The sequence below is a fragment of the uncultured Bradyrhizobium sp. genome (assembly GCF_947648125.1).
GTDB lineage: Bacteria > Pseudomonadota > Alphaproteobacteria > Rhizobiales > Xanthobacteraceae > Bradyrhizobium.
Genome location: NZ_CANSMR010000006.1, coordinates 22,796 through 46,121 on the forward strand (window position 1 = coordinate 22,796; position 23,326 = coordinate 46,121).

Below are 23,326 nucleotides of genomic sequence, written 5' to 3' on the forward strand. Positions count from 1 at the left end.
GCCGATTAGGTAATGCGAAATGCGCCGCTGCCTGGTGAACATGCCGACGCAGCCGGCTGTTTGTTGGCGGTAGGGTTAATCTCGGGTGCAGCAGGTCAGCGCGCGTCGTTAACGAGAGGTGGCCTGCCTCGTAACTGCGGGTGACGGCGCAGGAACTCCCGGCCGAAGGCGCGCGCTGCCAAAATATCGAAAACAACCCCATGCAAAGTAGGCTGCGGCTGCCGGCGTTCGACAAGGCAACTTGACACGTCGGGCAACTCAGGGATATTCTTCCAATATTCCGAAATCATGCACGCTCCTCACGCGCGACAGGTTGTGCGTGGAGGTTCTGCTATGCGTTGACGAGGACGCGCAGTTGTCCGCAGCCCCATGAACCACTCGAACGCGGCACCGCTCATATTCCTCGCTATGATCCCCATGGGCGTGGTTTTGTTTGGAGGCTTGCAGCTCTTTTCCCATTACCTCTGCGAGGTTAGGCTAGGAGCCGCGGCCGTCGAATTTGTGATCCTCAAAGGATTTGTTGTTTGGGCGATCCCGCGCGATGAGATCATGAGATTTGAAAAGCTCTCTTTTTGGGAGGCAGCTTTCACCTGGGCCATTAATCTCGTGAACCGTCCGTTTGGGCCGTATGTTCTCCTTCATCGCGACCGGGGCATTTTTCGGAAAGTCATTGTGACGCCGAGGGATGCGGACGCATTTTGCAAGGCGTTTAGAGAGCAGTGGGCAACAACAGCCTGAGCCGCGTAGGCGCTTATGGCCCTGTCACTTCGGCACTTCGCAAGGGGGCGCCGGTTACCAATAGCCACAATGGTCGCGCGCCTGACCGTCGTGCCGGGAACTCCGAGCTAACCCAACGAGCGCTTCTCCAGAGCCACCGCGATCTTCTCCAGGGCGGCGTTCTTGCGCTGCATTTCGGCGACCTCCTGTTCGCAAATCTCGACCATTGTCCGCCCGGAGAACCGTCCGCGCGCCTGCATGCCTAGTCGGCGACAGAGCCATGCCGCAGCCGCTAAAAAGACAGCAGTAGCAAGCCATGACGACACCTGACCCGGATCGGAGTCCGCGATGGCATGACGGAAATCGCCCTTGGACCAGTACGCCTTGGCGCGATTGCTGTGGGCGTCGTTGTCGTTCGGATCGAGCGCGATCATCTGATCGTAGTCGGCGATGGCGCGCTGGAGGTCCCCCTTGGCTTGGTAAGCGTAGGCGCGGTTATAGTAGGCGTCCCTGTATCTTGGATAGAGAGCGATCGCCCGACTTGAATCGGCGATGGCGCGATCGAGATCACCCTTCACCCGGTATGCAGTGGCGCGATTGTAGTAGGCGAGCGCATACTTCGGATCGAGCGCGATCGCCTGGTCGTAGTCGGCGATGGCACGATCAAGGTCGCCTTTGGCCCAGTAGGCGTTGCCGCGCGTGATGAGGGTAGCCTTGTTGTTCGCATCCAGCTGGATACTGCTGGTGTAGTCCGCGATGGCACGGTCGTTGTCCCCTTTGGCCTGATAGGCATAGCCGCGCTCGCCGTATCCGACCTGCTTTCCATAGTGCGACAGACCGCCTTCGAATGCCTGGTTGGCGTCCGCTATCGCGCGGTCGTAGTCGTGCCGTTGGTTGTAGATATGCGACCGGTTGAGCAGCGAGTCGGCAGCTTTCGGATCAATCCGGATCGCCTCAGTGTAGTCCTTGAAGGCGCGGTCGACCCGATCGGCGTCGTTTGTCCATGACCAGGAGTAACCGCGCTGATGATACAATTTGGATAAGCTCCGGTCACTGTAGTCTCCGCTTTCGATCGCCCGTGTGCAGGCGGCGATCGTCGCGACAGCGGTCTCCTTCGATCCTTTCAAGCACTCCTGCTGATCATCGGCCGCCGCTGCCCGGCTGACGGCTGCGGCGAGTGCCAGAGCAACTATCCAGAGATGCGCAGAGGCCCCCGAGCGCATATCTTTCATCCCCCGATGCGCCAGTGTCCGAGCTAGCCCGCAGACGGCTTTTCCAGAGCCGTCGCGATCCTCTCCAACAACGCATTCGTGCGCTGGGATTCTGCGACCTGCTGCTCATAGAGATCGACCCAACTTGTTCCGGATGATGTGCGGTAATTCCTGCGTGAGATCCACAGCCAGAAGCCCATCAGCACCAGGAACGGCAGCCAGGACACAATCAGACCGATCACCCAAGACGGTGAACCGCCGCCCGGCTTATTCATGAACGTGAACCATACGAGGAGAGCACCGACGAGCGCGACCCAGATCGCAACCAACAGAATCCAAGAGCGAGTTTTGGTCGTTCCGGCCACGGCAGTTCCCTTTGATAGGTCCAACGAGGCGCATGCTATCACTGGTTGATCGACGTTTCCCATGCCTGGCGCGGGCAGCCGTTGCCGTGTGGTTAGCCGTTGGTTGCAAGATCGATGAAAAGCTGTTCGAGGTCCGCCCGCGTTCACGCGCGCGCGGCTTGCCGGGTCAACTTTACGAGCTTCATGAGCATCGCCTCGCCGGCATCGACAAGCTGCTCCAGCGTGATGCGTGATTTGCCACGTTCGGCCGTTCCGTCATGCGCGAGCGGCGGCACGTGGACGAACTGCGCCAGGCGGAGGTCATTGTCCTCGTTGACGGCCTCGATCGCGCGCCAGCTCAGATAGTTGCAGAGATAGCTGCCGGCATCGCGCGACATCCGTGCATCTATGCCGGTGGCCAGCGCGGCGCGCAGCAGCTTTTCGCTGTGCGGCCCGAACAGCTTCGCATCGGCGCCGCCTTCGATCGATCCCTTGCGCGCGTGCTGGCGGCCGGCATCGGGGAAGCGCGTCGTTACCGCATTACGGGCGCGGCTTTCGATCCGAAGATATTTGGTGCGACCGGCAAGGCCGAACATCAACAGCGCCTGCGGGCGATGTCGTGTGATCAGCTCGGGCAAGTCGCGATCGACGGCAGCATAGGTGACGTCGAAGATGTGGCTGGTCAGCGCGACGTTGTCGAAAGCCGGGCGGCGCAGGGCGGTCAGCCGCTTCACCAGTGGCATGGTCGGGTTGAACGGCGCACCCGGGAACGGCCCGAAGCCGGTGACGAGGATGCGCAGTTTGCCGCTCAATGCAGCATCTCCGCGATCTGCTCGGCGGCGACCGCGGGCGAGATGCGGCCGCCGGCGACCTCGGCCTCCATCTTCTTCACCTTGGCGCGGATCGCAGCGTCCGAGCGCAGTCGCGCCATCATCCGGCCTTCCAGCATCGACCACATCCACTTCACCTGCTGCTCCCTGCGGCGGGCCTCGAATTCGCCCGAGGCGTTCATCGCGGTGCGGTGCTCGAGGATTTTTTGCCAGAGCCGGTCGAGCCCGGCGCCGGTCAGCGCCGAATAAGTCTCGACCGGCGGATGCCAGTGCTCGGAGCGCGGCGCCAGGATGTGCAGCGCGCTGCGATAGTCGGCAGCGGCGAGGTTGGCGCGCTTGAGGTTGTCGCCATCGGCCTTGTTGATCGCGATCATGTCGGCGAGCTCGACAAGGCCCTTCTTGATGCCCTGCAATTCGTCCCCGGCGCCCGGCAGCATCAGCGCGAGGAAGAAGTCGGTCATGTCGCAGACCGCGGTCTCGGATTGGCCGATGCCGACAGTCTCGACCAGCACGACGTCGAAGCCGGCGGCCTCGCACAACAGCATCGCCTCGCGGGTTTTCGCCGCGACGCCGCCGAGCGTGCCCGAGGAGGGCGAGGGGCGGATGAAGGCCTGGTCGGAGACGGCGAGCCGCGCCATCCGTGTCTTGTCGCCGAGGATCGAGCCGCCGGTGCGCGCCGAGGAGGGATCGACCGCCAGCACCGCGACCTTGTGGCCGCGCTCGATCAGGAACATGCCGAGCGCATCGATGGTGGTCGATTTGCCGACGCCGGGCGAGCCGGTGATGCCGACCCGCACCGCCTTGCCGGTGTCGGGCAGCAGCGCCTGCACCAGCTCGCGCGCCGCCGCCTGGTGATCGCCGCGCCGGCTCTCGACCAGCGTGATCGCCCGCGCCAGCGCGGCGCGGTGGCCGGCGCGGAGCTCCTTGGCGAGGGCGTGGATGTCGGGAGAGGCGGGCTTCGGCGAGGTCATGGCCTTGGTTTACAACGGCTGCCGGTTGCAGGCGAGGGCGGAGTCCGCACTCGTCCCCGATCAATCGCGAGATCGGAAATCGGGTGGGCGCGCCCGACGCCATGCGGTTGATCAGGGCGCGTTCCGCATCACCGCGGACCGACATTCCGGAGCCTGCCATGACCCGAGCCTATTACAGCACCGTTCTCGACCATCCGCTCGATACCGTGTGGTCGCTGATCCGCGACTTCAACAATTACCCCGCCTACATCGAAGGCGTCAGCGAAAGCGTGATCGAGGATGACAAGCGCGGCGACCAGATCGGTGCGGTCAGGCGCTTCTGCTATCTTGGGCTCTGGGTCAGGCAACGCCTTGCCGGTCACTCCGACACGCAGCATTCGCTGACCTATGCCAGCATCGAGCCGCTGCCGTTCCTGGCGGATGCCGGTTCGGACGCGCCGCAGCCGACCCATTACGAGGGCACGATGCATCTGCTGCCGGTCGTCGAGGGCAACCGCACCTTCATCGAATGGTCAGTCAAGCTCGACACCGTGCCCGGCGATGCCGATCGCTGGCACACTCAGTTCCAGGCGTGGATCCCGGACTGGACCGGCTCCCTGGTCAGAGCGCTGGCGCGCCAGCCAAGCTGAGGCCCGCTGAAGCAGCTATTGTTGCTGGTCGTCGGCGTCGGCCTTCGGCCGCGTCCCGCCGAAGATTTTGGTGCCTTCCGCCGTCAGATACGGCTTCAGCATCTCCCACGGCACGAAGACGACATACTGGCCTTCGGCGTAGGGGCCGACGGCGTAGGGCGGGTAGTGGAAGGTGAGGCCGGAGCTCTTGCCGGCTTCGGTCGACGGCGCCAGCGTCACGGCGCCGATCTTGAGCAAGGTCGGCTTCAGCTCCTTGTACCATTCGGCGGTTGCCGTCTCGCCGGCACCGCGCCGCTTCTTCTCGGCGTTCAGTGCGCTGACGACGGCCTTGCGCAGCGCCGTCAGGGTTGGGCCGTTGTCGGCTGTCTCGGTGAAGAAGGGACGGATGCTGATGCGCTTCTTCGCCGCCGTATCCCACAGGATGGTGTTGACGTCGGTGTTCGGATGCGCGCCGAGTGTGTCCATATAGTCGTCGCGCAGCACGCTGACATAGCGGCCGTCGACGATCGACCGCACCGTGTATTTGCGCTCGAATGAATAGCCGCCGCGGTCTTTGAAAAGCTCAGGCTCGTCCTTGCGCGCGGAAGCCGCCTCCGCAGCGTTCTTGTCGATCCACTTCCGGCCCTCGGCGAGGCAATCGGCCGCCAGCGCTGCGTCCGCCTTGATCTTGTCGTCGAGATAGACGTTGGCCTCGACGCTCGCGTTCTTGATCGTGGCGTCGGGCTTGGGATCGGCGGCGTGCGCCGGCAGCCAGAGGCACGCCAGCATGCCGGCAAGGCCCATGATGCGGGCAGACGTCATCGAGCGAGCGGCGCGCATGGAAAACTCCCATCGGTGGGCAGGAAATTGCGTACGGCGACGAAATTCTTGGCGCTGCCTTTTCCACGCTCGTCATGGCCGGGCTTGTCCCGGCCATCCACGTCTTTCTCGCCTGGAAGCCAAGACGTGGATGCCCGGCACAAGGCCGGGCATGACGAGTTTGTGGAGGGATCGAGCGCACCTGGTATGGCCCTGCTTCGGAGTGGAAGAGGGGACGCGGCAGCGTTACTCCGCCGCAGCGCTATGGCCGAGCCGGGCGTTGAGCTTGTGGATCAGCTCCTCGGCGGCGTCCGAGATCACGGTGCCCGGCGGGAAAATCGCCTCGGCGCCGGCCTTGTAGAGCGCGTCGTAGTCCTGCGGCGGCACCACGCCGCCGATGATGATCATGATGTCCTCGCGGCCGTGCTTCTTCAGCGCGGCCTTCAATTCCGGCACCGCGGTGAGATGGGCTGCGGCGAGCGAGGAGACGCCGAGAATGTGGACGTCGTTCTCGACCGCCTGCCGGGCGGCTTCGTCGGCGGTTGCGAACAGCGGCCCGATATCGACGTCGAAGCCGACATCGGCGAAGGCGGACGCGATCACCTTCTGGCCGCGGTCATGGCCGTCCTGGCCGATCTTGGCGACCAGGATACGCGGGCGGCGCCCCTCGGCTTCCTCGAAGGCGTCGATCAGCGCCTGCACCTTTTCGACCTTGTTGGACATGGCCGCTGCCTCTCGCCTGTAGACGCCGGTGATGGATTTGATCTCGGCACGGTGGCGGCCGAACACCTTTTCCATGGCGTCCGAAATCTCGCCGACGGTGGCTTTGGCGCGCGCGGCGTCGATCGCCAGTGCCAGCAGATTGCCGTTGCCTTCGCCCGCCGAGCGGGTCAGCGCGGCCAGTGCCGCGTCGACGTCCTTCTGGTTGCGCTCCTTCTTGAGCCGCGCCAGCTTGTCGATCTGGAGCCGCCGCACGGTGGAGTTCTCCACCTTCAGCACGTCGATCGGCCGCTCGTTCTCCGGCTTGAACTTGTTGACGCCGATCACCGCCTGGCGGCCGGCATCGATCCGCGCCTGGGTCTTGGCGGAGGCTTCCTCGATGCGCAGCTTCGGCACGCCGGCTTCGATCGCCTTGGCCATGCCGCCGAGTTCCTCGACCTCCTGGATGTGACCCCAGGCCTTGGCCGCGAGATCCCGGGTCAGCCGCTCGACATAATAGGAGCCGCCCCAGGGATCGATGATGCGGTTGGTGCCGCTCTCCTGCTGCAGGAACAGCTGGGTGTTGCGGGCGATGCGCGCCGAGAAGTCGGTCGGCAACGCCAGGGCCTCGTCGAGCGCGTTGGTGTGCAGCGACTGGGTGTGGCCCTGGGTCGCCGCCATCGCCTCGATCGTGGTGCGCATCACGTTGTTGAACACGTCCTGCGCGGTCAGCGACCAGCCCGAGGTCTGGCAATGCGTGCGCAAGCTGAGCGAGCGCGGGTCCTTCGGGTTGAACTGCTTGAGCAGCTTGGCCCACAACAGCCGCGCGGCGCGCATCTTGGCGACTTCCATGAAGAAGTTCATGCCGATCGCCCAGAAGAAAGAAAGGCGAGGGGCAAAACGATCGACGTCGAGGCCCGCGGCAAGCCCGGCGCGTAGATATTCGACGCCGTCGGCCAGCGTATAGGCGAGTTCGAGATCCTGCGTCGCACCGGCTTCCTGCATGTGATAGCCGGAGATCGAAATCGAATTGTATTTCGGCATCCGCTGCGAGGTATAGGCGAAGATGTCCGAGATGATCCGCATCGAGGGCGTCGGCGGATAGATGTAGGTGTTGCGCACCATGAACTCTTTCAGAATGTCATTCTGAATGGTGCCCGACAGTTTCTCCGGCGGCACGCCCTGTTCCTCGGCGGCGGCGACGAACAGCGCGAGGATCGGCAGCACCGCGCCGTTCATGGTCATCGACACGCTCATCTGGTCGAGCGGGATGCCGGCGAACAGCGTGCGCATGTCGTAGATGGAATCGATCGCGACACCGGCCATGCCGACGTCGCCGGAGACGCGCGGATGATCACTGTCATAGCCGCGGTGGGTGGCGAGGTCGAACGCGACCGACAGGCCCTTCTGTCCCGCCGCGAGGTTGCGGCGGTAGAAGGCGTTGGAATCCTCCGCCGTGGAGAAGCCGGCATATTGCCGGATGGTCCAGGGCTGGTTGACATACATGGTCGGGTAGGGGCCGCGCAGATAGGGCGCGATCCCCGGCCAGGTCTCGAGGAAGTCGATGCCTTCGAGATCGGCCTCGCCGTAGATGGATTTCACCGGAATGCCTTCGGGCGTCAGCCACGGCTCGGCGCTCGCGGCCGGCATCGCCGTGGCAACGGGCTGGAAGGCGACATCGGCGAAATTGGGAATGCGGGTCATTCCTTGGCTTCCTTAATCATGGTCCGGGTGCTGATGGCTGACGATGGTCGCCATCTTGTCCGGTCCGTAATTCTGCATCGTGGTCTGGCTCGGCAGGTTGGCGATGCCGACCACCCAGCCGTGGCGGGACTCGGTTCCGAATTGCTGCGTCGGGATCACCCGGTCGGGCCGGTCGAAGGCGCCGGTCATGATCTCGATGCGGGGACCGTCGATCCGCCGGAAGCTGAGCGGCGTGCCGCAGGCGGCGCAGAAGTCGCGCTCGGCGATCGAGGAGGATTTGAACGCCGCCGGCTTGCCCCGGGTCCAGGCGAAGTCCTCTTTGTTGATGTCGGCGAAAGAGGCGAACGGCGCACCGGAGGCCTTTTGGCACATCCGGCAGTGACAGATGCTGACGCGGTTGGGTGCCGCGGACACCGCAAAGCGCACGGCGCCGCACTGGCAGCCGCCGGTCAGAACGGGTTTCGCTGGTGCCTCTGCCGTCATGCCTGCTCCATCCGCCGATAGGCGTCGCGCAATGTCGCCAGCGCGTCACCGCCGGAGAAGACGAACTCACCGATGCCGGCCGCCCGCAGCGCCGCTTCCTGGTCGCCGGGCCGCCCTGCCAGATAGATATGCCTTGCTCCGCCGCCGTGAAGGGCCTTGGCGGCCTCAATGGCGCTGACGGCATAGACCTTGTCAGAGGAACAAATGCACGCCATCGCGGCGCCCGAGGCCTTGAACGCCGCGGCCAGCGCGGCCGCGTCGGCAAAGCCCTCGCTGTCGATGGCCTCGATCCCGCCGGTCTCGAAGAAGCTTTTTGCAAATGTGGCGCGGGCGGTGAAATCCGCCGGCGTGCCTAGGTTTGCGAGGAAGATCCTGGGCCGTGCGCCATGCGCCTTCAGCGCAACGTCCGACTTGTCGCGCAGCGCCTCGAACGGTTCGGCGAGCCGCATCGGCGCGAGGGCATCGAAGGTGACCTTGGCACCGGCGCTGGACACCGGCGCTGATGGTTTCACATCCAGGACCGCGAGGTCGGCCTCGTGCAGGTTCGGGAATTCGCTGGCGCCGGTCAGCACGTCGCGGCGCTTCGCCACGTTGGCTTCGCGCTGCAATCGCGTCGCGGCGACTTTGTTTTGCAGCAGCCCCTGCTCGAGCGCGACGAAGATGCCACCGGCCTTCTCGGTCTCCTGGAACAGCGCCCACGCCGCCTCGCAAAGCTGCGAGGTCAAGGTCTCGATGCCGCCGGCGCCTGCCGCGGGATCGGAGACCTTGGCAAGGTTGGATTCATCGAGCAGCACGAGTTGTGTGTTGCGCGCCACGCGGCGGGCGAAATCGTCCGGCAGGCCGAGTGCCAGCGTGTGCGGCAGCACCGTGATCGCATTGGCGCCGCCGAGCCCGGCGGCAAAGGTCGCGATCGTCGCGCGCAGCATGTTCACGTTGGGATCGCGCTGGGTCAGCATTCGCCAGGCGGTCTGCGCGTTGACGAAGATCGGCTTCGGCGCGAGGCCGCAGGCTTCTTCGATCCTTGCCCACAGGCGGCGCAGCGCGCGGAATTTCGCCATGGTCAGGAACTGGTCGGCATCGGCGCTGAGCCGGAACGACACGGCGCCACGCGCCGCATCGAGATCGAGTCCTGCGGCTTCCAGCATGCGCAGATAGGCGAGCGCGACCGCGAGCGTGAAGGCGAGTTCCTGCACCTCTGAGCCGCCGGCATCATGCACCGGCCGGCCATCGGCCAGCACGAACGGTCCCTTGAAGCCGCGCTTGATCAGGCCGTTGACCACCTGGCCGAACGGCTTTGCGTAGTCGGCCCACCTGGCTGCCGCTGCACCGCGCACGGCAATCGTGCTGAGCGCCTGATAATTGAAATGCAGGTCGAGCTTGGCCGGATCGAGCTTGCGAGCCTCGACCATCTCGGCAAACGTCTCGCCGGCATTCTCGCGTCCGATCACCGGGTTGAGCGCGATCATGATGCCGGCATCGAGATGGACGCCGCCGCAGGCCCGCGCCAGCGTCTTCTTGCTGGCGTCGGTGAGACCGAAGCCGCGCGCGCCGGGACCGCCGGCGAACTCGAATTCGAGGCCGGTCGCTCCGTTCTCGAGATCCTGCAAGGCCTGCGCATTGGCCGCTGCGGCATCGGGATGGTCGACCCGCTGCAGGATCTGCCAGGGGGTGGCAGCGGCGCGGCCCGGAAGGGGGCTCAGATTGGTGGCGCGACGATAGATCGGATCGATCCTCAGGCCATCATAGGTCTTGCCGACCAGCTTCTCGAACGGCGCGCCCTTCAGCACGCCGTCGACCAGCTTGCGCCAGTCGTCATAGGTCGCCGGTGCAAAATCCGAAGCCAGAGCCAAATCGTCAGTCGAGGTCGTCATCCGCCCAAATCGTCCTTCATCGGCCCCGCGAGGGCGCCCCTTGATTTGGCCGGAAATTGCCACGGGCGGGCGGCCAAGCCAAACGGTTGTTTGCGCTCGTGCGGCTTTTAATCGAGGTCCGCTAGACGGAAAATACCGTCCGTCGAGACCCCCGCCAGCGCATCCGCGACGCGGCGCCCGGCGATGACGCGGTCGGGAACGATCTCGGCCAGCGGCACCAGCACGAAAGCGCGCTCGAACAGGCGCGGGTGCGGCAGCGTCAGTTCCGGCTTGTCGAGTGTGACGTCGTCATAGGCGATCAGGTCGAGGTCGAGGGTGCGGGGTCCCCAGCGCTGTTCGTTCTTGCGGTCGCGGCCGAATTTGGTTTCGATCTTGTGCAGCGTGAACAGCAGCGCGTGCGGATCGAGGCTGGTGTCGATCTCGATGCAGGCATTGACGAAGCTGTCCTGCTGCGCGTCGCCCCAGGGCGGCGTCGAATAGTCCGACGAGCGCGCCACGAGCGCGGCCTGCGTCATGCCGCAGATATTGGCGATCGCCTTGCGAAACGTCGTGCGGACGTCGCCGACATTGCCGCCGAGTGCGATCAGGACATCAGCCATCGGTTCAACCGTGCGGCGGCGGATGCCGCGAGCGCGTCAGCACCACGCCGACATCGTCGAAGATCGCGGCGATCGGTGCATGCGGCTTGTGCACGGTGACCTTGACCGCCCTGACACGCGGGAAGCTCGCCAAAATGTCCTCGGCCACCGCGCCGGCGGCGCGCTCCAGCAACTTGTAATTGGTGTTCTTGAATGCCGAAGTCGCGGTCGCGACCACGTTGGAATAGGACACCGTGTCGGAGAGGCGGTCGGTGCGCGAGGATTCCGAGAGGTCAGTATAGAGTTCGAGGTCGATCACGAAGCGCTGTCCGACCTCGGTCTCATGTTCCATCACGCCATGACGGGCATGGATGACGATCCCGGTGATGAAGATCGTGTCGGTCATTGCTGTCCCTCGATTGCGGCGGCCACCCGCAGCGCCTGAACGGTTTCGGCGACGTCGTGCGCGCGGATGATGCGGGCGCCATTCCGCGCGGCGATCAGATGCGCCGCGATCGAGCCGCCGATCCGCTGTTGCGGCTCCGAGGCCACGATCGTGCTGATGAAGCGCTTGCGCGAGGCGCCGACCAGCACCGGCAGGCGGAACACGTCGAGCTCAGCGAGCCGCGCCAGCGCCATCATGCTCTGCTCTTGCGTCTTGCCGAAGCCGATGCCGGGATCGAGCACGATCCGGTCGGACGCAATGCCGGCGCGCGCCGCGATCTCGAGCGAGCGTTCGAAGAAGGCAGTGATGTCCTGCATGATGTCGATCGCGGGATCAGCCTGCTCGCGATTGTGCATGACGATCACGGGCACGCTGCGCGCGGCGACGAGCGGCGCCATGCCGGCGTCGCGCTGCAGGCCCCAGACGTCATTGGCGATCGCCGCACCCTGGTCGAGCGCCCACGCGACGACCTCCGACTTCATGCTGTCGATCGAGACCGGCACGCCAAGCGCGACCACCTCGGCCAGCACCGGCTTCAGCCGCGCCATTTCGGCCTCGGCGGTGACCGGCTGCGAGCCATAGGGACGGGTCGATTCCGCGCCGATGTCGATGATATCGGCGCCCTCGGCGATCAGCCTGCGGGCCTGCGCCAGCGCCTGTTCGGGCGCGATGAACTGGCCGCCGTCGGAGAACGAGTCCGGCGTCACGTTCAGGATGCCCATCACCGCCGGGTAGGGCCTCAACAGCAGCGCCGGCAGCACCGCTGATACGGCCGGGCCGGTCACCGCCGATGCTATGGGCCTGGTTGCCATCATGCGGTGGCTTTGCGCTGACCGCAGCGGCAAGTCAAGGTGCCGCAGCGATGCGTGGCGCCGGCGGCCGCGGGTGCGGTTAAGGCAGGCTAATAGTGATGCTAATAGGTGATCTTGAGCGGCAGCTTGCGTGCCTGTTCGATCAGCAACTCGACCGATTTCTCTGACGGCATCACGCGGACGAGCTTACGCCGCACATTGGCGTCCTTCATGCTCTGCGCCAGCCGCGACGGATTGCGCTGTGCGAGCTCCCGCACGGTGGTGACGCCGGCGGCGCGGACCAGCCCGACCTTCGCCTTGCCCATGCCGGGAATCCGCATGTAGTCGGAGATGTTGGCCCATTCGAGCAATTGTTGTTCGCTGATCCCGGTCTTGGCGGAGAGCGCTTTGCGTCCCTTGACGGTGCGGGCGGCTTCAAGCAGTGCGTCGGTCGTGCGGATACCCTGCGATTTCAGTTTGGTGGCGCAATAGGCGGACAGGCCTTCGATCTCGGAGAGGGGGTATGTCATGATACTCGTATGCAGGTAACAGGTAGAAGGGAGCGCGCGTGCAGGGGCGTTGGAAAAGTGCTTCAGGCAAACTGGCTGAGGCCCGGCGTCCCCGAGATGATCTCGCCCATTTGATCCGCTCCGATTTTGTCGCGGCCGAACCTGAAAAGTTCACGCGCGACGTTCTGAATTTCACCCATGCTCAGGCCAAGCGCCATGAGCCGGGTGCCGACAGCCATCAGGCCGCCGCCCATCAACCGCGATAGGCCACCGCTGTTGTTGGAGGCGGCGATTGCCGCTTCGGCGCCGGGGATTTGGTCGATCAGAGCCTGGACTTTGTCGGAAGGTCCCTCGTTACGGAGGAAACCCAGAACGATGCCGATGGTTTTTTCAGCGACAGCGCCGTCGATGCCGGCCTTCGCGGCCAGCTGTCCAACCAATTCGTCCATCTTGCCCCGCCTCAACCGGACTTTGCCGGGTCGTTCTTGAAGATTTATCTTGAGCGCCTGTGTCACGAAATACAAGCGATCCGCGCATTTCAGTTCGTTTTCTTTTTCGATCGCGTCGTGACTGTGGCCTCGCTGCAAGAGTGAGCGGCGGATTCACACCATCTTGTCGCAATGCGCAATGCCTTTCGTCACTTCGCCGGGAATAAAATATGAGGAACCAGTGGCGCGACAATATACGTCAGCATCTGCTGACGGTTTCAATCGACCGGCAAGATGCAATATGATGGCACTGGTTCGGTATCGAGCCGGATACGGACATCGAACCGGGTTCGAGGTTTCGAACCGGGTTCGACGTATCGGACCGGGTGCGATGATCGAAACGATCTAAATCTCCGCGAAGAGGCGAAGCGATGGCGACCTCCGACAACAAGTTGGCCGATACCGACGAGAAGATTTTTATCGGCAAGGGTGAGGAGACAGCCTGGCTGACGCTGGCGCTGGCCAACCGGCATGGCCTCGTCACCGGTGCAACCGGAACCGGCAAAACCGTCTCGCTTCAAGTCATGGCTGAAGGCTTTGCGCGCGCCGGCGTTCCGGTTTTCGCCGCCGACATCAAGGGCGATCTCTCCGGTATCTCCGAGGTCGGCGAGGCCAAGGACTTCATAGTGAAGCGCGCCCAGGAAATGGGCTTGACCTTCCAACCCGATCAATTCTCGACCGTGTTCTGGGACGTGTTCGGCGAGCAGGGCCATCCCGTGCGCGCCACCGTCACCGAGATGGGACCGCTGTTGCTGTCGCGGATGCTCGATCTGAACGACGTGCAGGAGGGCGTGCTCAACGTTGCCTTCCGCGTCGCTGACGAGAGCGGCCTCGCGCTGATCGACATGAAGGATCTGCGCGCCCTGCTGGATGCGATCGCGCCCGACAGCAGCAAGAAGGGCGCCGACGAGGGCGAAGATCCGCTGGCGTCGATCCGCAAGGCCGCGCAGAGCTACGGCAACGTGTCCAAGGCGACCGTTGGAACGATCCAGCGCCAGCTGCTGGTGCTCGAGAACCAGGGCGGCGCGAAGTTCTTCGGCGAGCCCGCGCTGACGCTGAAGGATTTCATGCGGACCGACCGCGACGGCCGCGGCATGGTTAATATCCTCGTCGCCGATAAGCTGATGCAGAGCCCGCGGCTTTACGCCACATTCCTGCTCTGGATGCTCTCGGAACTGTTCGAGGAATTGCCGGAGGCTGGCGATCTGCCGAAGCCGAAGCTGGTGTTTTTCTTCGACGAGGCCCATCTCTTGTTCAACGACGCGCCGAAGGCGCTGATGGACAAGATCGAGCAGGTGGTGCGGCTGATCCGCTCCAAGGGCGTCGGCGTCTATTTCGTGACGCAGAATCCGATCGACGTGCCGGACAAGGTGCTGGCGCAGCTCGGCAACCGCGTGCAGCACGCGCTGCGCGCCTTCACGCCGCGTGACCAGAAGGCGGTTGCCGCCGCCGCGCAGACCTTCCGGCCCAATCCGAAGCTCGACACCGCGCGGGTGATCATGGAGCTCGGCAAGGGCGAGGCGCTGGTGTCGTTCCTCGAGGGCGGCGGCACGCCGTCGATGGTCGAACGCATCATGGTGCGGCCGCCGTCGGCACGGATCGGGCCGATCACGCCGGAGGAGCGCAAGGCGATCATGGACGCGAGCCCGGTGAAGGGCAAATACGACACTGCGATCGACGCCGAATCCGCCTACGAGATCATCCAGAAGCGTCTCGCCAGCGCGGCGACGCCGGCAGACGGTACGGGCGGCGAAGGCGGCGGTATCCTCGGCCAGATCGGGGCCATTGCCGCCACGATCTTCGGCACCAACGTCAAGCGCGGCCGGCTCTCGACCGGACAGGTGATCGCGCGCAACGTCACGCGCTCGGTGACCGACAAGGTGGTCGGCGGCGTGGTCGCAGATCTCGGCAAGTCGGTTGGTGGTTCGGTCGGCGGCTCGATCGGTCGCGCGCTGGTGCGCGGCGCGCTCGGCGGAATTCTGCGCAGGTAACATCGCGATCATCCGACCGGAACGGGCAGCCGGCTTTGCCTCCGGCGGCCGGCGCGCTACAACGTCGGCAATGTCCAAACAAAAAGGATATAAGCGATGTCCAACGCCAAGCTGCAGCCCGTGCTCGACCGTATCGACGCCGATTTCGACAACAGTCTCGAGCGGCTGTTCACGCTGCTGCGGATCAAGTCGATCTCGGCCGATCCGGCCTTTGCCGATGACTGCAAGGCGGCCGCCGATCACCTTGCCAAGGATATCGCAACCCTCGGCTTCAAGACCGAGGTGCGTCCGACCGCCGGCCATCCGGCCGTGGTCGGCAAGCTGAACGGCGCGACCGACGGGCGTCCGCATGTGCTGTTCTACGGCCACTATGACGTGCAACCGGTCGATCCGCTGAATCTCTGGCACCGTCCGCCGTTCGAGCCCGTGGTGACCGACCATGCCGACGGGCGCAAGATCATCGTCGCGCGCGGGGCCGAGGACGACAAGGGACAGTTGATGACCTTCGTCGAGGCGTGCCGCGCCTGGAAAAATGTGACGGGATCGTTGCCGATCGACATCACCATCGTCATCGAAGGCGAGGAGGAGATTGGCTCGAAGAATTTCGTGCCGTTCCTCGAGGCGAACAAGGCCGAGCTCAAGGCCGACTTCGCACTGGTCTGCGATACCAGCATGTGGGATCCGAACACGCCCGCGATCACGACCTCGCTGCGCGGCCTGGTCTATGACGAGGTCAAGATCAAGGCCGCCAATCGCGACCTGCATTCCGGTGTGTTCGGCGGCGGCGCGCAGAATCCGATCCGCGTGCTGACGCGGATTCTTGGCGGCCTGCATGACGAGAACGGGCACATCACCATCCCCGGTTTCTACGACGGCGTGAAGGATCTGCCGCCGGACATCCTGGCGCAGTGGAAGCAGCTCAATCTGACGGCGGACAGCTTCCTCAAGCCGATCGGCCTCTCGGTGCCGGCCGGCGAGAAGGATCGGCTCCTGATCGAGCAGGTCTCCTCGCGCCCGACCTGCGACATCAACGGCATCGTCGGCGGCTATACCGGCGAGGGCTCGAAGACGGTGATCCCGGCCGAGGCGTCGGCCAAGGTCTCGTTCCGCCTGGTCGAAGGACAGGACCCCGAGAAGATCCGCCAGGCGTTCCGCGATTACGTGACGGCGCGCGTGCCGGCGGATTGCAAGGCCGAATTCATCGATCATTCCTCTGCGCCGGCGATCGCGCTCGACTGGAACATGAAGCCCCTGGCGGCCGCCCGCCGCGCGCTGACCGACGAATGGGGCAAGGAGGCGCTGCTGGTCGGCTCCGGCGCCTCGATCCCGATCGTCGCCGACTTCAAGCGCGCGCTCGGCCTCGACAGCGTGCTGGTCGGCTTCGGGCTCGACGACGACAACATCCATTCGCCGAACGAGAAGTACGACCTCAAAAGCTACCACAAGGGCATCCGCTCCTGGGCGCGGATTCTCGCCGCCTTCGCCGACGCCAAATAACATGAGACGCTCCAAACGCAAAAACGCCGCCCGGAATTGGGCGGCGTTTGTTTTGCGCGTAGGATGGGTAGAGCGCAGCGAAACCCATCACTTCTTGATCACGATCAGTCATGGTCACTTATCGTCGTAACTTCATTGCTGGAGGCAGCTTCTTCTTCACGGTCAACTTGGAGGACCGGCGGCGGCGATTGCTGACCGAGTACGTCGATCGCCTACGCGCCGCTTTTCGCGAAACGCGCGAACGGCATCCGTTCACGACCGAGGCGATCGTCGTTCTGCCCGACCACCTCCATGCGGTCTGGAGCTTGCCGGAAGGTGACACCGACTATGCGACGCGGTGGCGGCAAATAAAGTCGGCGTTCTCGCGAAGCCTTCCGGCCGGCGAGATCGTTTCGACCAGCCGCGCTGCCAAACGAGAGCGCGGGATTTGGCAGCGCCGCTACTGGGAGCACACGATCCGGAACGAGGATGATTTCGCTCGTCACATTGACTACGTGCACATCAATCCCCTCAAGCACGGTTTGGTAAAACGAGTGAAGGATTGGCCGTATTCGTCGTTCCATCGCATGGTCAACCTTGGCCTGTACCCTGAGGATTGGGCTGGTGACGGGGAGAGGGTGGATGGGGTATTCGGCGAGCGGTCTTGATGCGGGTCCATGATGGGTTTCGCTGCGCTCTACCCATCCTACGTTTTCGCCGGGTCCACGAACGCAAAAGCGCGGCCCAGGGCGCGCGGCGTGTTGATTTGGACGTAGGATGGGTAGAGCGAAGCGAAACCCATCGCTTCTTCGCTGCGATCGGCATGGTGACCCATCGTCGCGCTTTCATTGAATCCATCCCGCGGACTGGGCTGGCGATCGAACGAAATTGGATGGAATGTCCGGCGAGCGGTCTTGATGCGGGTCCATGATGGGTTTCGCTGCGCTCTACCCATCCTACGGTTTTCCGCCGGGTCCCCGCACGCAAAAACGCCGCCCGGAATTGGGCGGCGTTTTGATTCAGGTCGTGTAGAGGGTGTTGGCGGCTAGCTTACTCGAAGATTGTGAAATTTCAATCACGGTAGCCGGGATTGACGCGGTCGAGCTTGCGCAGCAGCGGCGGCCAGACCAGCTGGGTCGAGCGCAGCTCGGCGCGATCGGGGTTCGACAGCAGCTCGGTGTTCTTGTCGATCGCGTGCTGGTCGACCGGATAGACGCTCCCGCCGAGCGCGCGGGTCGCCACCTGCATCGAGCAGGCGCGCTCCAGATGGTACATCCGCTCGAAGGCGGATGCGACCGAGCGGCCGACCGTCAGCGTGCCGTGATTGCGCAGCAGCATGTGGTTTTTGGTGCCGAGATCGCGCTGCAGGCGCGGGCGCTCGTCATGATCGAGCGCGATGCCTTCATAGTCGTGATAGGCGAGGTCGTGGGTAACGAGCTGCGCGGTCTGGTTCAGCGGCAGCAATCCATCGGGGCCGCTCGACACCGCGGTGCCGTCGACCGTGTGCAGATGGAGCACGCAGCCGGCGTCCTCGCGCACCTCGTGGATCGCCGAATGGATGGTGAAGCCGGCCGGGTTGATGCTGTAGTCGCTCTTCGAGAGCTGGTTGCCGTCGAGGTCGACCTTGACCAGGCTCGATGCGGTGATCTCGTCGAACATCAACCCGTACGGATTGATCAGGAAGTGATGCTCGGGTCCCGGCACGCGCGCTGAGATGTGGGTGTCGACCAGATCGTCCCAGCCATAGAGCGCGACCAGCCGGTAGCAGGCAGCCAGATTGATCCGCTGCTCCCATTCCGCCGCACTGATATCCGACGGCACTTCCTTCAGGCGCGCTTCCGCTGGCGACATGGCCGATTGCTCCATTGATGACTGTTACTTGACGCGAGCCTAGCGTTGCGGCCCGACCTCAGCAAGGCAGCGTAACGGCGTGACAGACATGCCGGCATGCGGCCCACGATCCGAATGGCGACGGTCAGTGGGCAACCGCAGGATGGATATTCCAAGGCCGCGATCGGCGAGAGCATTTTCGGTTCTGATTGATGCGAACCGGCGTCTACTTCGTTCGAAAACGCCTTAGGGCGCCGGGATCGCGAGCAGGCTCGAGATGCTGCGGCCGCGGATATCGTAGACGCGGGCGAACACGACGTCGTCGCGCTTGATCTCGACCATCACGGGGGCGGCCAGGCCCTTGCAGTAGAACTCGCCGAGCGTCATCGCGAAGTCGGCGGCATGGCTATCCCAGCCGATCGTGAAGTCGGGCCCGAGCGCGACCTGCGCGGGGCGCTGCGGTCCGCACACCGCGACCTTCCACTTGCGGTGCTGCGGCGGCACTTCCTGCCGCTCCGCCAGCTGCTCGCGCAGCCCGTCGGATGCCTGCTTCAGCGCCAGGCCCCAATAGTCCAGCATGAAGAAATTGTCGGCGGTCCGCACCGTGCCGGCAATGTGGTTGAAGTGCGTGTACTGGTAGGGATGCAGCCGGATCATTTCGCTGAGCGGCAGCAGCAGGCCGAACGCGAACACGGCGAGCGCCGCGGGCTGCCAGGCGCGGCGGTTCTCGCCGAGCCAGTCCATGCCGCGGGCGAAGGCGACGCCGCCAAGCACCGCCATCGGCGGGATCACGAAGATGAAGTGGCGGATGCCGTTGTAGAGCGCCGGCCGCTTCACCATTGCGATCACCAGCGGCAGCGTCGCCGCCAGCGTCAGCATCAGCATGATCGACTTGCGCTTCGCCGTCACATCGATCCGCGACAGCGACGTGAAGGTGGCGATGACGGCCGCGGTCAGCAGCACCAGCAGCACTTCGGGAAGCTGCAGCGCGAACAGCGTCGGCAAATAGGACCACGGCATGTCCGGCACCGAGACCAGCGCGCCGTCGAACATCTCCTTCCACGGCTTCTCGAAGAAGTGCGAGAAATAGGTCACCGCTTCCAGCGGATGGCCGGGCTCCATGATCGACCACGGCCAGATCAGGCCCATCACGAGATAGCCGAGCGCGAGCCCCGGCAGCAGCACATAGACGACATGGGCAAAGCGATGGGTCGCCTCGCGCGGGCCCTGCTTGCGGAATTCGGCGATCCAGAGCGGGATGAAGCCGACCACTGCGTAGATCAGGGCGAGCCCGCCAAGGACGCGGCAGCCGATCGACAGGCCGGCCCCTAAGCCCACGATCAGGATCGTGCGCGGCGAGGGCGCCGGATACTCCTCGATCAGGCGGACGAGGCCCATGATCAGGACGATCATCGCCACGGCGAATGGCGCGTCCTTCGGGTTCATGAACATGTGGCCGTAGAAGGTCGGGCACAGCGCGAGCAGCAGCAGGGCCGCCAGTCCCGCCAGCGGGCCACCGACGCGGCGCGCCAGGCGCCAGGTCACGGCAAGCCCGATCACGCCGACGATCGCGCCAAGCAGTCGGCGCGTCTCGAACAATTCGAGCGGGATGACCTTGTGCAGCAGCGCCGCGGCCATATCGAACCCGCCGCCGTACATATAGAGATTGGCGAACGAGAGCGCGCCGGTGTCCTTGAAACCGGACCCGTACATACGCAGCAACAAATCGGCGTATTCAGCGTGGGTGTAATCGTCCCAGCCCAGACCGTAATCGCGGAATGTGAGGCCGGCGACCACGGCGACCACGCCGAGGACGAGGAATGCGAGATCGTCGCAGGTCTTCTCCACCGAGCGCCGTGCAGGCGCCTCGAGGGCAGACGTCGTAATCGATGACATAGCTAGTGATACCGGCGTGCCTGTGGCCCAGTTTGGCGCTTTAGGGCCTCATTCCCCGGCATCCATAGCGCAGTTCCGTTTCCAAGTAATTGGTAATTGTGGCGTAATTTCCCAGACGCATTGCAATATATTGGCAGCAATTCGTAGCCAGTAAATCTACGGGAGGCGGTTTCCTGACCGTGGCTGCAGCCGCGATCGAGAAGCGCATCAGGCCCTGTTAAGCGGGATTTTAGGGAACTCCGTCTACAATTGGCGGTTGGCGGTGTGGGCAATATGACGGTATCGTGGCGTTGGTGGCCGGCGCCGATTTTCGGTCGGATCTCCCGGGGGTTAGTTCGATGATGGTTGGTCTGTTGGTCGTCGGCGTGGGCCTGGTTGTGGCGGGCTTGGCGGCGATCGGCTTGGGAATCCCCTACAAGGAATTCAGCGTCGGCGGCGCGTTGATCACGACAGGCGTGACCGGCGTCTGCACCGGCGCGATCGTGCTGGCGCTCGCCGCCATCCTTCGGGAACTCCAGGTCATCGCCAGGCGGCTCGATCCCGTTGCCGCGGGCGCCCGGGCCGAGGTTCCGCTGCCGTCTGCAACTTCCCCGCGCAATGCCCCCGACGATCCTGTTTTCCCGCCGCCGCGTGAGCCAAAGGTTGCCGCGCCTCCGCCGCTGGCCCCGCCCGTCTCGCCATCCGCGTCCGCGGCGCCGCCGCCCTGGCACGACGAAATTTCCCCACGTGGCGCGTCAGGCGAGGCGCCGCCGCCGGTGCCGGGTGGAGCGCCCCCCGGGGGCGAAGCCGCGCCCAAGCGGCGCAACCTGTTGTTTTCGTCCTCGCGGAAGGAACGCGAGCGGGCCCAGAGCCGTACGGCCGAGCCGCTGACGCCGGATCTGCTGTCGCCGGAGCTGCGTCCTGATCCGGCCGCAGCGGCAGAGCCCGCACCGGCAACGTTCGACGATGCCTGGCCGAAGGCCGGGCGGCCGCGGTCGGTCGATGTCGCGCCACGGCGCACGCCCCGGCGATCGACCTTCGGCGAGACCCAGTCAGCCGGCGCGGCACCGTCATCGGGCCACCCGCCGCCGCCCCAGGAGCAGCCGCCGGTGACCGTGCTCAAATCGGGCGTCGTCGACGGCATGGCCTATTCGCTGTATTCGGACGGATCGATCGAGGCGCAGATGCCGGAGGGCATGATGCGGTTTGCCTCGATCGACGAGCTCAGGTCGCATCTGGAGCAGCGGCCCTAAGTCGGCGTCAATACTTGCGAGTGGCTGGTTCGAGGCCGGAAAAATACGGCCGTTCTTGTCAGATTTGCTGCAATCCGCTCATATTCGCAAAGTAGTACGCGATTCCATTGATGTATTGCTGCACGTGGATACTGTCCGGTGGGCGCCGGGCCGTCGATAGCACGGGGAAGATTGAGCCATGTCCGATACGTCAGGCAAAACGCCGGTCGAGCTGACCGCAAACATCGTTTCGGCCTATCTCAGCAACAATCCGACGCCGGCCTCGGATATTCCGAGCCTGATCAGCCAGGTCCACGCGGCGCTGCTGCGGGTGTCGAGCGGCCGCGCCGACACGCCGAGCGAGCCGGCCAAGCCGGCGGTGTCGATGAAGAAGTCGATCACGCCGGAATATCTGGTGTGTCTCGAGGACGGCAAGCGCTTCAAGTCGCTCAAGCGCCATCTGCGCACGCAATACAACATGACGCCGGAGCAATATCGCGACAAATGGGGCTTGCCGGCCGACTATCCGATGGTGGCGCCGAACTATGCGGTGGCGCGATCGCAGCTCGCCAAGAAAATGGGGCTTGGCCAGCAGGCGCGGAAGCGGAAGTAGAGGCTCAGAGCATTTTCGAGCGAAGTGGATACCGGTTCGCGTGAAGAAAATGCGTCAAACAAGAATCTGGAGCCCCGTTCCGATTCTATCGGAACGGAAATGGCTCTAGGCGGACGCCAGCGCCTCGCGGGCATCGTTGCGGATGCGATCGACCATCGAGCGGAGGCCGTTGGATCGCTGCGGCGTCAGATGGTCGCGGAAGCCGAACTCGTCGAACAGCGCAAGCGCATCGGTGGCCAGGATATCCTTCGGCGTGTGCCCGGAAAACAGCGTCAGCACGATCGCGACCAGGCCGCGCACGATGTGGGCGTCGCTGTCGCCGACATAGTTCAGGCGCGGTTCGCCCTTGGCATCGCGATCGATCCGCTTCGACAGCCAGACCTGGCTGACGCAACCCTGCACCTTGTTTTCGGCCGAGTGCTCCGCCTCCGACAACGGCTCCAGCGTGCGGCCGAGCTCGATGACATAGCGGTAACGGTCGTCCCACTCGTCCAGCAGCGCAAAATTGTCCCTGATTTCGTCGATCGTCGTCATCGTGGCCCGCGTCCTATTCTCAACGGCTTATATAGGAAGGCGGGCCGCGAAAGCGACGAAAATGGAACCGGTTCCCGGTTGTTTTGGCGCGTTTTCTGCACGCGAGCCGGCAGCCGCCTCACGCGAAAGCGCTCTATTGGCGCTTACGGCATCGGCGGCAGGCGGAATTCAATCATCTGATCGTCCGCCGTCAGCGTGTCGCGGGACGCGCCCGGATCGGTATCGTCCCTGCCGATCGAGCCGGTGTGGTCGGGCGGCTTCTTGTCGGTGATGATCTGGTAGAGCTTGCGCGCGCCATCGGTCGCGCGCTGGCCGATCGCGGTCGCGGCCTGGCCGCCGACTTCGCAGGCGGAAGGCTGGCGCTTGCAGAACTGACCCATGTCGTTGATCGTCGCGGTCGCAGCCGATACCGCGTCCGATGCGCTGATCTGCGGCGTCTTGTCCGCTTCAGGTGTTTTGTCTCTCGGCAGCAGCACGAGCACAAGCCCGAGCCAGAATGCCAAACGCAGCAGGAAGAACATGGCGCGATCCCGGTCGTCTATCTTGTCTTTTGCTTCTTGCGCGGTCGATGCCGCTCTTGCCCTCACGGTTAGCATCGGTCGATAAATCGGAAGTATCTGCATTGAAGTAAATCCGCCGAAAAATCGCGGAAAATTCGCCTGAATTGATTCGCCGTAAATTTTCGATTGATGGCCGCTGACGGGTGC

General features: G+C 64.3%; 24 protein-coding genes. 7 read left to right on the plus strand and 17 right to left on the minus strand.

The window, feature by feature from the left end; all coding sequences use genetic code 11:
- The first annotated feature begins 369 nt into the window (after positions 1 to 369).
- A complete protein-coding gene (locus Q0030_RS13250) occupies positions 370 to 738 on the plus strand; it encodes a hypothetical protein (protein ID WP_298367395.1) in 369 nt (122 codons plus the stop codon).
- Between the two features lie 107 nt (positions 739 to 845).
- Here the strand turns inward: Q0030_RS13250 and Q0030_RS13255 are convergent, their stop codons facing one another.
- The 4 genes from Q0030_RS13255 to meaB form a co-directional block, all read right to left on the minus strand.
- Positions 846 to 1,949: a tetratricopeptide repeat protein gene (locus Q0030_RS13255; protein ID WP_298367397.1), complete on the minus strand. Its 1,104-nt coding sequence runs from the start codon at positions 1,947 to 1,949 to the stop codon at positions 846 to 848.
- Positions 1,950 to 1,972: 23 nt separating this feature from the next.
- Positions 1,973 to 2,293 (minus strand): hypothetical protein, encoded by a 321-nt coding sequence (locus tag Q0030_RS13260; protein WP_298367399.1) that lies wholly within the window; start codon positions 2,291 to 2,293, stop codon positions 1,973 to 1,975.
- A 143-nt stretch (positions 2,294 to 2,436) separates the two neighbouring features.
- A complete protein-coding gene (locus tag Q0030_RS13265; RefSeq protein ID WP_298367401.1) occupies positions 2,437 to 3,084 on the minus strand; it encodes a pyroglutamyl-peptidase I in 648 nt (215 codons plus the stop codon).
- Positions 3,081 to 4,073, minus strand: a complete 993-nt coding sequence (gene meaB, locus Q0030_RS13270; protein WP_298367403.1) for a methylmalonyl Co-A mutase-associated GTPase MeaB — start codon at positions 4,071 to 4,073, stop codon at positions 3,081 to 3,083. The genes Q0030_RS13265 and meaB overlap by 4 nt, the downstream gene beginning before the upstream one ends.
- A gap of 158 nt (positions 4,074 to 4,231) precedes the next feature.
- Between meaB and Q0030_RS13275 the strand changes: the two genes are divergently transcribed.
- Positions 4,232 to 4,702 (plus strand): SRPBCC family protein, encoded by a 471-nt coding sequence (locus Q0030_RS13275; RefSeq protein ID WP_298367405.1) that lies wholly within the window; start codon positions 4,232 to 4,234, stop codon positions 4,700 to 4,702.
- Positions 4,703 to 4,717: 15 nt separating this feature from the next.
- Here the strand turns inward: Q0030_RS13275 and Q0030_RS13280 are convergent, their stop codons facing one another.
- The 9 genes from Q0030_RS13280 to Q0030_RS13320 form a co-directional block, all read right to left on the minus strand.
- Positions 4,718 to 5,485, minus strand: a complete 768-nt coding sequence (locus Q0030_RS13280) for an RsiV family protein (protein WP_298368017.1) — start codon at positions 5,483 to 5,485, stop codon at positions 4,718 to 4,720.
- Positions 5,486 to 5,746: 261 nt separating this feature from the next.
- Positions 5,747 to 7,903 carry a methylmalonyl-CoA mutase gene (scpA, locus tag Q0030_RS13285; protein WP_298367407.1) on the minus strand — a complete coding sequence of 719 codons (2,157 nt, stop codon included), beginning with the start codon at positions 7,901 to 7,903 and terminating at the stop codon, positions 5,747 to 5,749.
- 12 nt (positions 7,904 to 7,915) lie between these two features.
- A complete protein-coding gene (locus Q0030_RS13290) occupies positions 7,916 to 8,386 on the minus strand; it encodes a GFA family protein (RefSeq protein WP_050420173.1) in 471 nt (156 codons plus the stop codon).
- Positions 8,383 to 10,257: a methylmalonyl-CoA mutase family protein gene (locus tag Q0030_RS13295; protein ID WP_298367411.1), complete on the minus strand. Its 1,875-nt coding sequence runs from the start codon at positions 10,255 to 10,257 to the stop codon at positions 8,383 to 8,385. Before Q0030_RS13295 ends, Q0030_RS13290 begins: the two co-directional genes overlap by 4 nt.
- Before the next feature lie 107 nt (positions 10,258 to 10,364).
- Positions 10,365 to 10,856, minus strand: a complete 492-nt coding sequence (gene folK, locus Q0030_RS13300) for a 2-amino-4-hydroxy-6-hydroxymethyldihydropteridine diphosphokinase (RefSeq protein WP_298367413.1) — start codon at positions 10,854 to 10,856, stop codon at positions 10,365 to 10,367.
- 4 nt (positions 10,857 to 10,860) lie between these two features.
- Positions 10,861 to 11,241: a dihydroneopterin aldolase gene (gene folB / locus Q0030_RS13305; RefSeq protein WP_097670628.1), complete on the minus strand. Its 381-nt coding sequence runs from the start codon at positions 11,239 to 11,241 to the stop codon at positions 10,861 to 10,863.
- Complete coding sequence (gene folP / locus Q0030_RS13310) at positions 11,238 to 12,092, minus strand: dihydropteroate synthase (RefSeq protein ID WP_298368019.1); 855 nt, start codon at positions 12,090 to 12,092, stop codon at positions 11,238 to 11,240. Before folP ends, folB begins: the two co-directional genes overlap by 4 nt.
- Before the next feature lie 101 nt (positions 12,093 to 12,193).
- Positions 12,194 to 12,601, minus strand: a complete 408-nt coding sequence (locus tag Q0030_RS13315; RefSeq protein ID WP_097670629.1) for a DUF4332 domain-containing protein — start codon at positions 12,599 to 12,601, stop codon at positions 12,194 to 12,196.
- 62 nt (positions 12,602 to 12,663) lie between these two features.
- The gene (locus Q0030_RS13320; protein ID WP_092127034.1) at positions 12,664 to 13,029 is read right to left on the minus strand and encodes a hypothetical protein; all 366 of its coding nucleotides are present in this window, start codon (positions 13,027 to 13,029) and stop codon (positions 12,664 to 12,666) included.
- A gap of 410 nt (positions 13,030 to 13,439) precedes the next feature.
- On the opposite strand from Q0030_RS13320, the gene Q0030_RS13325 reads away from it, so the two are divergent.
- The 3 genes from Q0030_RS13325 to Q0030_RS13335 all read left to right on the plus strand — a co-directional run bounded on the left by Q0030_RS13325 (position 13,440) and on the right by Q0030_RS13335 (position 17,203).
- Positions 13,440 to 15,059 (plus strand): helicase HerA-like domain-containing protein, encoded by a 1,620-nt coding sequence (locus Q0030_RS13325; protein WP_298367419.1) that lies wholly within the window; start codon positions 13,440 to 13,442, stop codon positions 15,057 to 15,059.
- Positions 15,060 to 15,155: 96 nt separating this feature from the next.
- Positions 15,156 to 16,556 (plus strand): M20/M25/M40 family metallo-hydrolase, encoded by a 1,401-nt coding sequence (locus Q0030_RS13330; RefSeq protein ID WP_298367422.1) that lies wholly within the window; start codon positions 15,156 to 15,158, stop codon positions 16,554 to 16,556.
- A 110-nt stretch (positions 16,557 to 16,666) separates the two neighbouring features.
- On the plus strand, positions 16,667 to 17,203 hold the full coding sequence (locus Q0030_RS13335; RefSeq protein ID WP_298367424.1) for a transposase: 537 nt from the start codon (positions 16,667 to 16,669) through the stop codon (positions 17,201 to 17,203).
- A gap of 403 nt (positions 17,204 to 17,606) precedes the next feature.
- Here Q0030_RS13335 and Q0030_RS13340 read toward each other — a convergent pair whose 3' ends face one another.
- Positions 17,607 to 18,386: a class II aldolase/adducin family protein gene (locus tag Q0030_RS13340; protein WP_223968282.1), complete on the minus strand. Its 780-nt coding sequence runs from the start codon at positions 18,384 to 18,386 to the stop codon at positions 17,607 to 17,609.
- Between the two features lie 225 nt (positions 18,387 to 18,611).
- Positions 18,612 to 20,261: a glycosyltransferase family 39 protein gene (locus Q0030_RS13345; RefSeq protein ID WP_298367427.1), complete on the minus strand. Its 1,650-nt coding sequence runs from the start codon at positions 20,259 to 20,261 to the stop codon at positions 18,612 to 18,614.
- Positions 20,262 to 20,602: 341 nt separating this feature from the next.
- Here Q0030_RS13345 and Q0030_RS13350 point away from each other — a divergent pair, with 341 nt between their 5' ends.
- Together Q0030_RS13350 and Q0030_RS13355 are read left to right on the plus strand one after the other, a co-directional pair.
- On the plus strand, positions 20,603 to 21,493 hold the full coding sequence (locus Q0030_RS13350) for a DUF308 domain-containing protein (RefSeq protein WP_363323455.1): 891 nt from the start codon (positions 20,603 to 20,605) through the stop codon (positions 21,491 to 21,493).
- Positions 21,494 to 21,671: 178 nt separating this feature from the next.
- Positions 21,672 to 22,085, plus strand: a complete 414-nt coding sequence (locus Q0030_RS13355; protein ID WP_092125178.1) for a MucR family transcriptional regulator — start codon at positions 21,672 to 21,674, stop codon at positions 22,083 to 22,085.
- 105 nt (positions 22,086 to 22,190) lie between these two features.
- On the opposite strand, the gene Q0030_RS13360 is transcribed toward Q0030_RS13355, so the two are convergent.
- Positions 22,191 to 22,619, minus strand: a complete 429-nt coding sequence (locus Q0030_RS13360) for a SufE family protein (protein ID WP_298367433.1) — start codon at positions 22,617 to 22,619, stop codon at positions 22,191 to 22,193.
- Between the two features lie 143 nt (positions 22,620 to 22,762).
- Positions 22,763 to 23,140, minus strand: a complete 378-nt coding sequence (locus Q0030_RS13365) for a DUF5330 domain-containing protein (RefSeq protein WP_298368021.1) — start codon at positions 23,138 to 23,140, stop codon at positions 22,763 to 22,765.
- Between the last annotated feature and the right edge of the window lie 186 nt (positions 23,141 to 23,326).